The organism is Gimesia sp. (assembly GCF_040219335.1).
Taxonomy (GTDB): Bacteria; Planctomycetota; Planctomycetia; order Planctomycetales; family Planctomycetaceae; genus Gimesia.
The window spans coordinates 180,855-195,124 of record NZ_JAVJSQ010000014.1 but is presented as its reverse complement, the minus strand read 5'-3'; the positions used below and the strand labels follow the sequence as shown (position 1 = coordinate 195,124).

The following is a 14,270-nucleotide window of genomic DNA, read 5'->3' as shown; positions in this document are numbered from 1 at the left end:
TCAGTGATGAGACGTGTTGACTGGGTGAGGTTTCTTTTCATGATCAAACTCTGATCATACATAGTTCAGAAAATAAGGAGCGTGCACAGTGAGTGTTGCACAAACAGCTTACGAGCGAATTAACGATTATGGTTCCGTGAAAATCGGTCTGGCCAGTCCACACGATATTCGGAGTTGGTCCTTCGGAGAAGTCAAGAAGCCGGAAACGATTAACTATCGAACCTACCGTCCCGAACGGGATGGTCTGTTCTGCGAACGTATTTTCGGGCCGGAAAAAGACTGGGAATGTGCCTGCGGTAAATACCGGGGAATGAAATACAAGGGCATGATCTGCGACCGTTGTGGTGTTAAAGTGACCCACAGTCGTGTGCGTAGAAAGCGTATGGGACACATCGAGCTGGCTGCACCGATCGTGCATATCTGGTTCTTCAAGTCCATGCCCAGTCGCCTGGGTGCTCTGCTGAATATGAAGACCACCGCTCTGGAAAAAGTGATTTACTTCCAGGATTACGTGGTAACTGATCCGGGCGATACCCCGCTGGAAATGTGCCAGACGATGACCGAAGAGGAAGCCCGGCAGAATCAGGCCAAGTACGGCCCCGGTTCCTTCGAAATCGAAATGGGTGCCGAAGCAATCAAGAAGCTGCTGATGAGCCTGAATCTGGTTGAGCTCTCCGAGCAGCTCCGCAAGGATCTGTTTGAAACCAACAGTCAGCAGAAACGCAAAGACTACATTAAACGTCTGAAGATTGTGGAATCGCTGCGTGACAGTGACAACCGTCCCGAGTGGATGGTGCTGGAAGTGATTCCCGTGATTCCTCCGGATCTGCGTCCGCTGGTCCTGCTGGATTCCGGCAACTTCGCCACCAGTGACCTGAACGACCTCTATCGCCGCATTATCAACCGGAACAACCGGTTGAAAAAGCTGGTCGATCTCAACGCACCGGAAGTGATCGTGCGTAACGAAAAGCGTATGCTGCAGCAGTCGGTCGACGCTCTGTTCGACAACAACCGCTGTAAGCGACCCGTGCTTGGTTCTTCCAACCGTCCGTTGAAATCTTTGACCGACATGATCAAAGGTAAGCAGGGACGTTTCCGTGAAAACCTGCTGGGTAAACGTGTTGACTACTCTGCCCGTAGTGTGATCGTGGTGGGGCCGGAACTGAAACTGCATCAGTGTGGTCTGCCCAAGAAGATCGCACTCGAACTGTTCCAGCCGTTCATTATCCGTCGTCTGAAAGACAGCGGACACGCCGATACGATCAAGTCTGCGAAGCGGATGCTGGAACGTAAAGACGAGGATGTATGGGACATCCTGGATGAAGTCATTCAGAACCATCCGGTGCTGTTGAACCGTGCTCCCACGCTGCACCGTATGGGGATTCAGGCCTTCGAGCCGATCCTGGTGGAAGGAAACGCGATCCGCGTCCATCCGCTGGTCTGTGGTGGATTCAACGCTGACTTTGACGGCGACCAGATGGCGGTACACCTGCCTCTGTCGATCGAAGCTCAGGTAGAAGCCACAACCCTGATGCTGGCAACCAACAACATCTTCAGTCCTTCTGACGGGGCCCCCATCATTCGTCCTTCACAGGATATCGTGATGGGTTGCTACTACCTGACGCTCAAGAAAACAGAGCGGGTCGGAGAAGGAATGGTCTTCTCCAATGTGGGTGAAGTGCATGCCGCCTTTCAGCAGAAGAAGCTGGATCGCCATGCGATCATCAAGGTCCGGATGCCTTCCGACAAACGCATCAAAGGGGAAGGGGCCGACGACTTCAAGATGGGCGGTCTGATTGAAACGACCACCGGTCGTGTGATCTTCAACGACATTCTGCCCAAGAAGATGGCTTACTACAACCTGACGATGAAGGGGCGTGACCTCTCGAACGTGATTTCTGACTGTTACCTGGAGCTGGGGCGTCGCGAAACGATCAACCTGCTCGACAAGATGAAGGAAACTGGTTTTCGGGAATCAACGCTCAGTGGTCTGTCATTCGCAACCAGCGACCTGAAAACCGCACCGAATAAGGCGAAGGTAATCGGGGATTCGGAAAAGACCGTACTGCAGAAAAACAAGCTGTACGATCGTGGTCTGATTACCGCTGAAGAGCGTTACAACCAGGTTCTCGATACCTGGACTCACGCTCGTGAGCAGATTACCGAATCGATGATGCACGAGCTGGAAAACGACTATCGTGAAAACGGGAAGTATGTGAACCCGATCTATCTGATGTCGAATTCTGGTGCTCGTGGTGGTATCGAACAGATGCGTCAGCTCGGTGGTATGCGTGGTCTGATGGCCAAGCCGAGTGGTGAGATCATCGAAACGCCGATTAAGGCGAACTTCCGTGAAGGTCTGACCGTACTGGAATACTTCAGTTCGACCCACGGTGCCCGTAAAGGTCTGGCTGATACCGCTCTCAAGACTGCGGACTCAGGTTACCTGACACGTAAGCTGGCAGACATCTGTCAGAACGTGGTTGTCACCGAGCACGACTGTGGTACGACCCAGGGGATGACCCGGGGTGTGGTTTACCGGGGTGAAAAGGTCGAAATGAGTCTGACCGATGCGATCCGTGGTCGCGTCAGCCGGACGAACATCGTCGATCCGATTACCGACGAAGTGATCGTGCGTGAAAACGAGATGATCACCGTGGACATCGCCCGTCGGATTGAAAATATGGGTCTGGAAAAGATCCAGGTACGCAGCCCGATGACTTGCGAATCTTCACTGGGGATCTGTCGTCTGTGTTACGGGATGGACCTTTCCACCGGTTCGCTGGTCGAAGAAGGTCTGGCCGTTGGTATCATCGCTGCCCAGAGTGTGGGTGAGCCTGGTACTCAGCTGACGATGCGTACGTTCCACATTGGTGGTACCGCTTCCCGTGAGGTGGAAGAAAGCGAAATTCGGACCCGTCGTGCCGGTAAAGTTACATTTGCACGTATCCGGACCGTGGTCAACAACGAAGGTATGAGCGTTGTACTGACTCGGAACGGTGAAGTTGTGGTCAACGATGTGAAAGGCCGTGAGCTCGAACGTTACACCATTCCCAACGGTGCAACCCTGCGTGTTGCTGAAGGGGATGAGGTTGCTGAAGGCCAGGTCATCTGTCAGTGGGACCCGCACTCGATTTCGATCCTGGCGGAAGTCGGCGGTCGCGTCCGCTTCGAAGAGTGTGTGGAAGGCAAGACCATCCGCACCGACAAGGACCCCAGTGGTCACATTCGCCGTTCGATCATCGAACACAAAGGGGAACTGCATCCGCAGATCATCATCGAAGATGGCACCGGCAAGATTCTGGACTTCTACTACCTGCCTGAAAAAGCAAGTATCGAAGTGGAAGAAGGTCAGCAGATCACCGCTGGTACGGTGGTCGCGAAGAACCCCCGTGAATCTTCCGGTACGCAGGACATCACCGGTGGTCTGCCGCGTGTGACCGAACTGTTCGAAGCCCGTCGTCCGAAGGATCCTTCGGTTCTCGCGGAAATTGACGGCGAAGTCGAGTTCGTACCTGAAAAGAAACGTGGTAAGCGAATCGTGATTGTCCGCGGGGAAGACGGCACTGAAGTTGAGCATGTCATTCCTCACGGTAAGCACCTGCTGGTACACGCTGGCGACCTGGTGAAAGCGGGAGACGCACTGGTGCGTGGTCCGCTGGTTCCACACGACATTCTGCGTGTCAGTGGTACCGAGGCCGTTCAACAGTACCTGCTGCATGAAATTCAAAACGTGTATCGCGCACAGCGTGTAACGATTGACGATAAGCATCTGGAAATCATTATTTCCCGGATGTTGAGCAAGGTGCTGGTAGAAGATGTGGGTGATACCAATCTGCTGCCGGGCATCGTGCTGGATAAGCTGGCCTTCCAGAAGATCAACGAAGAAACCAGTGCCTGCGTGAAGGTCGTCGATTCCGGCGATACTGACTTCCAGCCAGGCGACCTGGTACCACTGGCGACGATCGAAGAAGTGAATGCCCAGGTAGAACTGGCCGGTCAGGGACCTGCCAGCTTCTCCAAACCGCGTCCGGCTTCGGCCAGCTCGCAGTTGCTGGGGATTACCAAGGCTTCGGTTCAGAGTGAAAGTTTCATCTCTGCAGCCAGCTTCCAGGAAACTACCAAGGTACTCACTGAAGCGGCTCTGGCCGGTCGGGTCGACTATCTTGTTGGTCTGAAGGAAAACGTGATTCTGGGGCACCTGGTTCCTGCCGGTACCGGGTTCTATCAGCACCAGACGGCCGAAGTTCGGATTCGTCCCGAGGCTCTGGAAGAGCTGAAGGCCGAGAAAGAGCGGATTCTGGCAGCACGGATGAGCCTGTTGAACGAGGTTCAGCCCGACAAACCGGTTCCACTGGGTGGTGGACAGGATTCGGAAGAGTATGGACAGGGGGGCTCTGATTCTTCCCTGGACAGCACTCCGCCGAGCCCCAGTCCGAACCCTTTTGACGAGTAAAGGAATAAAGGAAGCGTATCTGGTCTGCGAGCAGAATTCACTTTGTCTCAGATCCCGAATTGGGTGATTCGTGAGACTTGACGGATGCCTGCAGGCTGGATACATTGTCCCGTTCCTAACTCTGGCAACAGGGAATTAATTGCATATAATAGTGGTCATTTGTTACAATGGCTGCCTGTAAATAGAAGTTATTATTGAAGTTCAAGCATTGAACGAAGATGGGTTATCTCGATGCCAACAATTAATCAATTGATTCGTAAGCCAAGAAAGAAGCAGACCTCTAAGAGTAAGACTCCGCTGCTGGAAGGTTGCCCTCAGAAGCGTGGGGTTTGTCTGCAGGTCAAAACAGTGACCCCGAAAAAGCCGAACTCCGCTCTGCGTAAAGTGGCCCGTGTTCGTCTTTCGAACGGCAAGGAACTGACGGCTTACATCCCCGGTGAAGGTCATAACCTGCAGGAGCACTCGATCGTGCTGGTGCGTGGTGGTCGTGTTCGCGACCTTCCTGGTGTGCGTTACAAAGTGATTCGTGGCGTTCTGGATACCCTGGGCGTCAATGATCGTCGTCAGGCACGTAGCCGTTACGGAACCAAGCGCCCCAAATAGTCGCCTGGTTTATCAAGCATATAAAATTCACACAGTTTGATTACATTCATCAGTGCCCCGTGAGGTGCTGAGGCAAATGTCAGAGGAAAAGATGGAATGAGCAAGAAGTTTACAGCCAGTGCGACTCAGCTGAAGCCAGATCCGCGGTTCAATTCACTGCTGGCTTCCAAGTTTGTTAACTGTCTGATGCATGATGGCAAAAAGAGCATTGCTCAAAACGTGTTCTACTCAGCTCTGGATCGCATCAAAGAGCGTATTCCCGATGTTGAGCCGATCGAAGTTTTCACACAGGCTGTCGAAAATGTTAAGCCCAGTGTTGAAGTTCGTTCGAAGCGCGTGGGTGGTGCTACTTACCAGGTGCCGACCCCTGTGAATCCTAAGCGTCAGCAGACTCTGGCGATTCGCTGGATTCTGGCTGCGATTCGCGGCAAGAAAGGTCGTCCGATGGAAGTTCGTCTGGCTGACGAAATTCTGTCTGCACACAAAAAAGAAGGTACTGCCATCACTACCCGTGAGAATATTCATCGTATGGCTGAAGCGAACAAGGCATTTGCTCACTTCGCCTTCTCACGCTAAGGCAAAGTAACGATCAATTAGACGCACTGGCGATGGTGATAAACCATTGCCTGCTGCGTCTTTTTTTTTGTAGATTGAAAAGTCTGAAGCCAGCTGGCCGGTTGAAGTCCAATAGGGGATTCACGGCAGTTGGGTTTTTGTTTTTGTGATTCAATTTCAGTTGGAATGGCAGGACCAGGATGTCAACTTCAATAGATCAGATCAGAAACATCGGGATTATCGCACATATTGATGCCGGTAAAACGACGACCACCGAGCGGATTCTCTACTACGCCAAGTTCCTGCACCGCCCGGGTGGGGTGGATGAAGGTACGACTGCAACCGACTTCGACGAAGAGGAAGCGAAGCGGGGAATCACGATCTACTCTGCGGCGATTACCTGCAAGTGGAACGGGCACACGATCAATATTATCGACACTCCCGGGCACGTCGACTTTACCGCTGAGGTCGAGCGAAGTCTGCGCGTACTCGATGGTGCGGTCGTGGTCTTCAGTGCGATGGAAGGGGTTGAGGCGCAGAGTGAAACGGTCTGGCGGCAGGCGGATAAGTACAATGTGCCCCGCATCTGTTTCATCAACAAGATGGACCGTATCGGCGCCAGCTTCGAACGGACGTTCGAAGAGATTAAGAAACGCTTGCGCGCTAATCCCGTGGCATTGCAGATTCCCATTGGTGAAGGCACAACATCAACCGGCGATTCTTTCAGTGGTGTGATTGACCTGATTAAGATGCAGGCCCTGTTTTATGACCAGGAGTCGATGGGAGATCAGTTCGAAGTGCAGGAGATTCCGGAGGCCTATCTGGAAAAGGCACAGGAGTGGCGTGCCAAATTGCTGGAGTCGGTCGCTGAGCTCGATGAAGCGGTGCTGGAGCAGTATTACGAGACTGAAGATATCGCAGAGGATGTCATTATCAGATTGCTCCGTGAGGCAACGCTCAAGGGGGATCTGCAGCCGACTTTCTGTGGTTCCTCTCTGAATTACATTGGTGTCCAGCCCGTACTGGATGGTGTGACGAGTTTCCTGCCCAGTCCGCTGGATCGGCCGCCGGTCGAGGGAATTAATCCGCAACCCAAAAAGCGGGGGGGCGAGGCCGGTGAGCATGAGACGCGCGGCCCCAGTGTGGATGATCCGATGTGTGGGCTCGTCTTCAAGATTCAGGCGGACAAGCACGGCGATTTGTGTTTCATGCGTGTTTACTCGGGGCAGTTGAAGAGTGGCAGTCGCCTGTTGAATCCGCGGACCGGCAAGAAAGAGCTGGTCAGTCAGTTGTGGCGCGTGCAGGCCGGGGCGCGTGAAAAGGTTGAGACAGACAGTATTGACGCAGGAGATATCATCGGGGTGATCGGACCGAAAGAGGCTGTGACTGGTGATACGCTCTGCGATATTCGAAACCCGATACTGCTGGAAACCATTTCATTTCCGGAGACTGTGATCTCGATGGCGGTAGAGCCGGAGTCGAGCGCGGATCGGAAGAAGCTCGAAGAGACATTGCAGAAGCTGTCCCGTCAGGATCCCACGTTTAAAGCAGTGGCTAACGAGGAGACGGGACAGACCATTGTTTCCGGGATGGGCGAATTGCATCTGGAGGTGTTACGAAACCGAATGCAGAAAGAGTTTAACTTGAGTGTGCGAGTGCATAAGCCGCGCGTGAGTTATCGGGAAACTGTTGCTGCGGCTGTCGAGAAAGAGGTCGAATTCAATCGTCCTTCAGCCAACGGGAATATGTATTTCAAAGTCAAGCTGCGTTTGGAGCCCTTCAAAGGGGATAAGCCGATTTCCGTCAAGAGCCAGTTGAAGCCGAATGTGCTGGATCCCGAATTGGAAAAAGAGTTGATGGAGACACTGCGGTTGGGTGTCGATGGGGGCGGCCAGGTTGGGTTTCCTTTGATGAATGTGCAGTTCGTGGTATTGGATGCACAGTCTCGCGAAGGCGAGACCAACGATGTTGCAGTCGAGGCGGCCACGTCCGAGGCATTGCATGGATGTATTATGGATGCGAAGATTCAGTTACTCGAGCCGATCATGAAAATGGAAGTCGTAACGCCTGATGAATTTCGTGGTAATATCCAGGCAGATCTCAGTTCGCGGAATGCCAATGTGCTCAACAGTGAATGGCGCGGAGATTTGTGTGTGATGGAAGTGGAAGCCCCTCTTTCACAATTGTTTGGCTATTCTACCCAGATTCGCAGTCTCTCGCAGGGGAGGGCCTCGTTCTCGATGGAGCCATTGAAGTATGCAGCGGCTCCACAGAGCGTTTTAAAAGAGATGATTGGATAATTTTTAAAAATTTGAGACGTGGCAGCCTTGGTATCCAGGGGGTGAATGTGTAACTTGTCACGTCTACGATTTTGAAAGTTGCGTGGCAGGTTTCAAATGAACAGTGGCTGGGTCGCTGGTTGAACTGGAATGTCGGAATTTCAAAAAAAGCATTTTCTGCTTTGTTGGGGTTGTTGACAACCGGTGAGGCTCCCAGTAATATTGCTCGCTTCCCTGTGCGAGAAAGTTGTCTAAACAGGGTCTGAGTCATATTTTAGTGAAGGAATTTATTGGTGGCCGTTGCGAGTCAAGAGCGAATTAGAATTCGCATGGAAGCTTATGATCACTCCGTGTTGGATCAGTCGGCAGCAGATATTGTTGATACGGCGAAGCGAACCGGTGCGATTGTGCATGGCCCCATTCCTCTGCCGACGCGGATTGAGCGATATACGGTTCTGAAGGGACCTCACATCGATAAGAAATCTCGTGAGCAGTTTGAAATTCGGACTCATAAGCGTTTGGTTGATATTTTGTCTCCAACCGGCAAGACGATTGATGCTTTGAATAAATTGTCTCTGCCTGCTGGGGTTGATATTAAAATTAAGGCGTCCGCTGGCGGAAACTAGTTCTTTATAAAGTTTTCGTTATGATGCTCGCGGGTCTGGTGTTGCGCCGGGTCTGCTTGATTGGTTAGGGATCCGGCGATTTGATCGCTGGTGGTGCTATGCTTCTTGCTTTCGCCTGCGGGCGGATTTCGTAGAAGCTCTGTTCCCGTTGTTTAAGGGTGATGAGTATGCCTGTCGGTCTGCTGGGTAAAAAGGTCGGAATGACCCAAGTTTACGACGATGGAGTCCTGGTTCCTGTTACGGTGATTCAGGCTGGCCCCTGCCATGTTTTGCAGGTGCGCACGTTAGACACCGATGGCTACGAAGCGGTTCAGGTCGGTTTTGGTGATAAGCCTCGTCGTCTGTCTGCTCGCAGTGAGCGTGGTCATGTTGCCGCCCTGGACAGTAAGCGTCAGAAAAAACGTACAGAAGCGGGTGTGGCCGTTGCCGGCAAGGCGGGTTGTGAGCCCAAGCGATTTATTAAAGAGTTTCGCGTGGATGGTGAGGATCATGGCTGTGAAGTGGGTAACGAGCTTACCGTTTCGCTGTTCAATGAAGTGACTCACATTGACGTGGTTGGAACCAGTAAAGGTCGTGGTTTTGCCGGTGTTATGAAACGTCATAACTTCTCCGGTCAGCGTGCGACACACGGTGTAAAGCGTGTGCACCGCCATGGTGGTTCAATTGGTATGAGTGCAGATCCTTCTCGTGTTCTTAAGGGGACGCGGATGGGTGGTCGGTATGGTGGTAAGCAGATTACTGTCAGACACTTGAAAGTTGTCCGCGTTGACGAAGAGAATGGTGTGCTTCTGGTAAGAGGTGCCGTCCCCGGTCCCAACGGTGGTGATCTCGTCATTCGTCATACTAACAAATATTGATTCGGGTGTTTGAAGTAGTTACCTGATTCTGCCTTAATAAATGGTGTCGAAATGATTTCAGTTGCAATTCAAGATAAAGCTGGCAAAGAAGTGGGCAAGTATGAGTTCGAGTCCACCGAACTGGCCAGTGGTATCAACCGCCAGTTGCTCCACGATGTGGTTGTGATGTACCAGGCGAATAAGCGGATTGGTTCTGCAAAGTCCAAAAGCCGCGGTATGGTGGCTGGTAGTACCAGAAAGCTGTACCGTCAGAAGGGTACGGGCCGGGCTCGTGCTGGTGCGGTCCGGACTCCTGTTCGTCGGGGTGGTGGTCACACTTTTGCGAAGTCTCCGAAAGACTGGAGTTACCGTCTTCCTAAGAAGGCAGTCAAGCTCGCAACCCGGATGGCGATTCTGAGTAAGTTTGAAGATGAGCAGGTAACTCTGCTGGATGAGCTGGCTCTCGAAGTGCCAAAAACAAAAGAAGTCGCCGGCGTGCTGAAAGCACTCGGTCTGACCGGCACCAGTTGTCTGTTGACGGTTGATGGTCACGATCCTGTGGTCTGGAAGTCTGCCCGCAATATTGCCGGGGTTCAGGTTTCTCCTGCCAGTGATCTGAATGCATACGATGTTCTGCATAAGCGGCAGATGGTGCTGACTAAGTCGGCCCTGGATGTGCTGCTCGGTCGGAATGAAGGTTAATTTGACGAAGTGCCTGGTTTAAAAGTCCAGTCTGGATATTGAGGTTAACAGTTATGTCAGATGGTTCAAAAAAAGGCGTTCAGCTGGAACCGTATCAGGTCGTCATCCGGCCGTTGGTGACAGAAAAAGGGACTCATCAGTCTGAGTCTTACAATACATACACGTTTGTCGTTGATAAATCTGCGACAAAGACGGATATCAAAAAAGCGGTATCTGATTTATGGAATGTGCGTGTGGTTTCCGTGCGAACCCAGAACCGGGGCGGAAAGCCGCGTCGCCATCGATATAAAGTTGGTTATACAAAATCCTGGAAGAAGGCAATTGTCGAACTGCACGAGGATGATCGTATTTCATTCTTCTAAGCCGCAGGTTGGGTTGCATTGAAGACAGATTGTGAACCGGTTTTTGAAACCAGCAGATCATTGAGGAACTAAATTATGGGAATCCGATTCTACAAGCCAACGACACCAGGTCGGCGTGGTGCATCGGTGAGCGATTTCGCAGCGATCACAGATCGTAAGAAGGCTCCTGAGAAATCCCTGCTCGTACGATACAAGAAAAAAGGTGGACGAAACAACCAGGGTGTGATCACCGCACGGCATCGCGGCGGCGGGCACAAGCGGATGTATCGTCTGATCGACTTCCGTCGAAATAAAGATGGTGTTCCAGCTAAGGTTAACGGGATTGAATACGATCCCAACCGTTCGGCCCGGATCGCGCTGCTGCACTATGTTGATGGTGAAAAGCGTTACATCCTGGCACCGGAAGGTTTGACCGCCGGTGATACCGTAGTTAGTGGCGAAAAGGTTGAGCCGAACGTCGGCAACTGTATGCCTCTGGCAAACATTCCGCTGGGCTCGATGGTACACAATGTTGAAATGCAGCCAGGTCGTGGCGGACAGCTGTGCCGGAGTGCCGGTACAGGTGCTGTTCTGAATGCTCGCGAAGATAACTGGGCTCAGATCACTCTGCCTTCCGGCGAAGTGCGTCGTGTTCCCAGTTCCTGCCGGGCAACGATTGGTGAAATTGGTAACTCTGAACATACAAAAGTTGTACTGGGTAAAGCTGGTCGTAAACGCTGGATGGGGCGTCGTCCTCACGTGCGTGGTACCTGTATGAACCCTGTGGCACACCCGATGGGTGGTGGTGAAGGTCGTAACTCCGGGGGGCGTCATCCCTGTAGTCCGACTGGTAAGCTTGCGAAAGGTGGAAAGACCCGCAAGAAGAAAAAAGCTTCATCAAAGGCTATCATTCGGCGGCGTAAGTCTCGTCGTTATGGCCAGCTGAAACTCTGACGTAGTGTGTTGAACTGAATAAAAAATAACTATCTGTTTTCGATAATTGAGGACAAGTTTTATGGGTCGCTCTCTGAAAAAAGGGCCTTATGTTGACGTTAAACTTCTGAAGAAGATTGAGAAGTTGAACGAATCGGGAAAAAAGACGCCGATCAAGACATGGGCTCGGGCATCAACTATTGCTCCGGAATTTGTAGGTCACACTTTCCTGGTGCATAACGGGCGCGCTCACTTAAACGTGTATGTCACCGAAGAAATGGTGGGTCACAAGCTGGGAGAGTTCTCCCTGACCCGTAACTTCCGCGGCCATACCGTTAAGAAGAAATAAACTGTTTGTGTTGGTGGTGATTACGGCCTGACAGGCCGGTAACCGATAGAAATTAAGCAATAGTGAAGTGGAGTAATCGTCATGGGGCAAGTTCGAGCAATGCATCGATTTGCACGAATCTCAGCAACTAAGGTGCGTCCTTTTGCAGACATGGTTCGGGGAATGACTGCTTCGGAAGGTCTGGATTCTTTGAAATACATTCCGAACCGGGGTGCCCGTTTCCTGGAAAAGGTTATCAAGAGTGCGATGGCCAATGCTGAAGACAAAGGTGCCCGCAATGTGGAAGGCCTGAAAATCACCGAAGCACGCGTTGATGGCGGTCCGATGTTTAAACGGATTCAGCCCCGTGCTCGCGGTATGGCCTACACGATTCGTCGCCGGATGTCTCACATTCATGTATCGATTGATGCTCCCGAATTGCCTTAGGTAATCGGATCACTGTTGCCAGACACTTATTATTCTCAACCAGAAATACTTAAAGGATAACCTGTATCATGGGGCAAAAAGTTCGACCAACCGGATTTCGAGTCGGAGTCGTTGAAGACTGGAGAAGTCGTTGGTATGCCTCCAAGAAAGATTTTGGGGCATTGCTGGTTGAAGATCAGAAGGTACGTAAATTTATTCAAACCAAATATAAGTTTGCCGGCATCCCGAAAGTGGAGATCGAAAGAACTCGCGATCAGGTAGTGGTGCACTTATTTACGGCCCGTCCCGGGATCATCATTGGTCGTAAGGGACAGGAAGTAGACCGGTTGAAAGCCGAACTTGAAGATCTCACCGGTCGTCGGATGGAATTGAAGATTATTGAAGTTGACAATGCACTGCAGAGTGCGGCGTTGGTAGCGGAAGATATCGCACAGCAGCTTTCCAAGCGTGGTAGCTTTCGAAGAACTATTAAGCGTGCCCTGGACCAGGTAATGGAAACGGGCGTTCATGGAATTAAGATCGAGCTTTCCGGTCGTCTGGGTGGAGCGGAAATGTCACGGCGTGAAAAAGCAAGCCGTGGTTCAATCCCCCTGTCGACTCTGCAGCGTCACGTTGACTACGGATTCCGCGAGGCACACACCACCTTCGGAGTCATCGGAGTGAAAGTTTGGATTGACCTTGGTGATTATTCAGATGAGGAGAATCGCGATGGCGTTAATGCCAAAGCGGGTCAAGCACCGCAAAAGCCAAAGAGGGCGCATAAAAGGTAATGCGACACGTGGTAACACTGTTGCCTTTGGTGAATGGGGCTTACAATCTCTGGACCCGGGGCATATCACAGCTCAAACCATCGAAGCGTGCCGAATTGCAGCCACACAATATGTTCGAGGTGAAGGTAAGCTCTATATCCGGATCTTCCCGCAGAAGTCGGTAACATCCCGTCCTCTGGAAACCCGTATGGGTAAGGGTAAAGGGGAACCGGATCACTGGGTCGCCGTCGTCAAGCCAGGTACGGTTCTGTTCGAACTGGCAGGTGTCTCGCACGAGGCAGCAAAACGCTGTTTCGCTCGTGTGGCACACAAGTTACCAGTTAACGTCCGGCTGGTAGAACGTCGTCCGTCCGTCTAGGGCTGTCGACCAGATAACTGATTTTTTAAAACACTTTAGTCCTGTCTGCATCTTACAGCGAGACTGATAAACAATCATTGGGTTTGACTGATGACCAAAGCAAGTGAATTACGCGAGATGAATGATGAGCAATTGTCATTTGCTCTGCAGGAAACACAGAAAGAACTGTTTCAGTTGCGCTTCCAGGCGGCAACGGAGCGGCTCGATGCACCGAGTAACATTAAGCGGCTCAGACGGGAAATTGCCCGGATTCAGACAATCCGTCGTGAACGCGAATTAAGTCAGCAGAATAATGCTTAATCAGGCTCGTTAGGGTAAGTAGAAGACATGCGAAAAAAACTGACAGGCTTAGTGGCCAGTGCCAAAATGGACAAAACGTTGCGGGTTGAAATTCAGCGACGATACCGTCATCCGTTGTACGGGAAAACCGTTCGCGGTCGGACTGTCTGCCACGTGCACGATGAACAGAATGAAGCACAGGAAGGGGATACGGTAGAAATTATCGAAAGCCGTCCCCGTTCCAAGACAAAGCGTTGGGATTTAATCCGAGTTGTAGAGAAGAAACAGGACTGAAGTCGCTTCTGACCGACTACAGGTTCGGTTTAGTTAATAGTACAAAGATCAGGATTTTCCTCATCTTTTTGGTTGATAAGGAACAGGCAAAGCCATGATTCAGATGCAAACCGATCTGGATGTATGTGATAACTCCGGAGCCAAAGTCGCGCGGTGCATTAAAGTGCTGGGTGGTACAGGCCGTCGGACTGCTGAAGTCGGCGATGTGATTGTCGTAAGTATCCAGAAGACACTGGCTGGCAGTAACATTAAAAAAGGCCAGGTACTGCGGGGCGTGATCGTACGCACCAAGTATCCCTGCCGCCGCGATGATGGCAGCTATGTGAAGTTCGATCGGAATGCCATCGTGCTGATCGACGGTGATGGGAACCCTCGTGGAACCCGTATCTTCGGCGCTGTAGCACGTGAACTCCGCGAACGCCGTTATCTGAAAATTATTAGCCTGGCAAACGAGGTGGTCTGA

The 14,270-nt window shown here is 51.7% G+C and carries 16 protein-coding genes; all 16 read left to right on the top strand.

The annotated features are described in order from the left end of the window. The first annotated feature begins 88 nt into the window (after nucleotides 1-88). Nucleotides 89-4,456, top strand: a complete 4,368-nt coding sequence (rpoC, locus tag RID21_RS12420; RefSeq protein WP_350189277.1) for a DNA-directed RNA polymerase subunit beta' — start codon at nucleotides 89-91, stop codon at nucleotides 4,454-4,456. Between the two features lie 231 nt (nucleotides 4,457-4,687). Then, nucleotides 4,688-5,059, top strand: coding sequence for a 30S ribosomal protein S12 (rpsL, locus tag RID21_RS12415; RefSeq protein ID WP_145114887.1), 372 nt, complete (start codon nucleotides 4,688-4,690; stop codon nucleotides 5,057-5,059). Nucleotides 5,060-5,155: 96 nt separating this feature from the next. Further along, nucleotides 5,156-5,635 carry a 30S ribosomal protein S7 gene (gene rpsG / locus RID21_RS12410; RefSeq protein ID WP_145192489.1) on the top strand — a complete coding sequence of 160 codons (480 nt, stop codon included), beginning with the start codon at nucleotides 5,156-5,158 and terminating at the stop codon, nucleotides 5,633-5,635. A gap of 179 nt (nucleotides 5,636-5,814) precedes the next feature. Beyond that, complete coding sequence (gene fusA / locus RID21_RS12405) at nucleotides 5,815-7,914, top strand: elongation factor G (RefSeq protein WP_350189275.1); 2,100 nt, start codon at nucleotides 5,815-5,817, stop codon at nucleotides 7,912-7,914. 272 nt (nucleotides 7,915-8,186) lie between these two features. Continuing rightward, on the top strand, nucleotides 8,187-8,519 hold the full coding sequence (gene rpsJ / locus RID21_RS12400) for a 30S ribosomal protein S10 (protein ID WP_002649712.1): 333 nt from the start codon (nucleotides 8,187-8,189) through the stop codon (nucleotides 8,517-8,519). A gap of 167 nt (nucleotides 8,520-8,686) precedes the next feature. Next, nucleotides 8,687-9,376, top strand: coding sequence for a 50S ribosomal protein L3 (gene rplC, locus RID21_RS12395; RefSeq protein WP_350189273.1), 690 nt, complete (start codon nucleotides 8,687-8,689; stop codon nucleotides 9,374-9,376). Nucleotides 9,377-9,427: 51 nt separating this feature from the next. Further along, on the top strand, nucleotides 9,428-10,057 hold the full coding sequence (rplD, locus tag RID21_RS12390; RefSeq protein WP_350189271.1) for a 50S ribosomal protein L4: 630 nt from the start codon (nucleotides 9,428-9,430) through the stop codon (nucleotides 10,055-10,057). A gap of 53 nt (nucleotides 10,058-10,110) precedes the next feature. Then, on the top strand, nucleotides 10,111-10,419 hold the full coding sequence (gene rplW, locus RID21_RS12385) for a 50S ribosomal protein L23 (RefSeq protein WP_145044982.1): 309 nt from the start codon (nucleotides 10,111-10,113) through the stop codon (nucleotides 10,417-10,419). Nucleotides 10,420-10,494: 75 nt separating this feature from the next. Continuing rightward, nucleotides 10,495-11,352 carry a 50S ribosomal protein L2 gene (rplB, locus tag RID21_RS12380; RefSeq protein WP_145044980.1) on the top strand — a complete coding sequence of 286 codons (858 nt, stop codon included), beginning with the start codon at nucleotides 10,495-10,497 and terminating at the stop codon, nucleotides 11,350-11,352. Between the two features lie 61 nt (nucleotides 11,353-11,413). Then, nucleotides 11,414-11,680 (top strand): 30S ribosomal protein S19, encoded by a 267-nt coding sequence (gene rpsS, locus RID21_RS12375; protein ID WP_145044978.1) that lies wholly within the window; start codon nucleotides 11,414-11,416, stop codon nucleotides 11,678-11,680. An 81-nt stretch (nucleotides 11,681-11,761) separates the two neighbouring features. Then, nucleotides 11,762-12,106 carry a 50S ribosomal protein L22 gene (gene rplV, locus RID21_RS12370; protein ID WP_145192477.1) on the top strand — a complete coding sequence of 115 codons (345 nt, stop codon included), beginning with the start codon at nucleotides 11,762-11,764 and terminating at the stop codon, nucleotides 12,104-12,106. Nucleotides 12,107-12,174: 68 nt separating this feature from the next. Next, a complete protein-coding gene (gene rpsC / locus RID21_RS12365; RefSeq protein WP_145192474.1) occupies nucleotides 12,175-12,876 on the top strand; it encodes a 30S ribosomal protein S3 in 702 nt (233 codons plus the stop codon). Further along, on the top strand, nucleotides 12,815-13,234 hold the full coding sequence (gene rplP / locus RID21_RS12360) for a 50S ribosomal protein L16 (protein WP_145192471.1): 420 nt from the start codon (nucleotides 12,815-12,817) through the stop codon (nucleotides 13,232-13,234). The genes rpsC and rplP overlap by 62 nt, the downstream gene beginning before the upstream one ends. A 90-nt stretch (nucleotides 13,235-13,324) precedes the next feature. After that, nucleotides 13,325-13,534, top strand: coding sequence for a 50S ribosomal protein L29 (rpmC, locus tag RID21_RS12355; RefSeq protein ID WP_002649721.1), 210 nt, complete (start codon nucleotides 13,325-13,327; stop codon nucleotides 13,532-13,534). Nucleotides 13,535-13,561: 27 nt separating this feature from the next. Beyond that, entirely contained in the window at nucleotides 13,562-13,807 is a 246-nt protein-coding gene (gene rpsQ, locus RID21_RS12350) for a 30S ribosomal protein S17 (protein WP_145044969.1), read from the top strand. Nucleotides 13,808-13,901: 94 nt separating this feature from the next. Continuing rightward, nucleotides 13,902-14,270 carry a 50S ribosomal protein L14 gene (rplN, locus tag RID21_RS12345; protein WP_145192468.1) on the top strand — a complete coding sequence of 123 codons (369 nt, stop codon included), beginning with the start codon at nucleotides 13,902-13,904 and terminating at the stop codon, nucleotides 14,268-14,270.

What these genes read in the sequence shown, in the direction of transcription:
- rpsL (WP_145114887.1), top strand. Translation starts at nt 4,688, where the DNA reads ATGCCAACAATTAATCAATTGATTCGTAAGCCAAGAAAGAAGCAGACC.
- rpsG (WP_145192489.1), top strand. Translation starts at nt 5,156, where the DNA reads ATGAGCAAGAAGTTTACAGCCAGTGCGACTCAGCTGAAGCCAGATCCG.
- fusA (WP_350189275.1), top strand. Translation starts at nt 5,815, where the DNA reads ATGTCAACTTCAATAGATCAGATCAGAAACATCGGGATTATCGCACAT.
- rplC (WP_350189273.1), top strand. Translation starts at nt 8,687, where the DNA reads ATGCCTGTCGGTCTGCTGGGTAAAAAGGTCGGAATGACCCAAGTTTAC.
- rplD (WP_350189271.1), top strand. Translation starts at nt 9,428, where the DNA reads ATGATTTCAGTTGCAATTCAAGATAAAGCTGGCAAAGAAGTGGGCAAG.
- rplW (WP_145044982.1), top strand. Translation starts at nt 10,111, where the DNA reads ATGTCAGATGGTTCAAAAAAAGGCGTTCAGCTGGAACCGTATCAGGTC.
- rplB (WP_145044980.1), top strand. Translation starts at nt 10,495, where the DNA reads ATGGGAATCCGATTCTACAAGCCAACGACACCAGGTCGGCGTGGTGCA.
- rpsS (WP_145044978.1), top strand. Translation starts at nt 11,414, where the DNA reads ATGGGTCGCTCTCTGAAAAAAGGGCCTTATGTTGACGTTAAACTTCTG.
- rplV (WP_145192477.1), top strand. Translation starts at nt 11,762, where the DNA reads ATGGGGCAAGTTCGAGCAATGCATCGATTTGCACGAATCTCAGCAACT.
- rpsC (WP_145192474.1), top strand. Translation starts at nt 12,175, where the DNA reads ATGGGGCAAAAAGTTCGACCAACCGGATTTCGAGTCGGAGTCGTTGAA.
- rplP (WP_145192471.1), top strand. Translation starts at nt 12,815, where the DNA reads ATGGCGTTAATGCCAAAGCGGGTCAAGCACCGCAAAAGCCAAAGAGGG.
- rpmC (WP_002649721.1), top strand. Translation starts at nt 13,325, where the DNA reads ATGACCAAAGCAAGTGAATTACGCGAGATGAATGATGAGCAATTGTCA.
- rpsQ (WP_145044969.1), top strand. Translation starts at nt 13,562, where the DNA reads ATGCGAAAAAAACTGACAGGCTTAGTGGCCAGTGCCAAAATGGACAAA.
- rplN (WP_145192468.1), top strand. Translation starts at nt 13,902, where the DNA reads ATGATTCAGATGCAAACCGATCTGGATGTATGTGATAACTCCGGAGCC.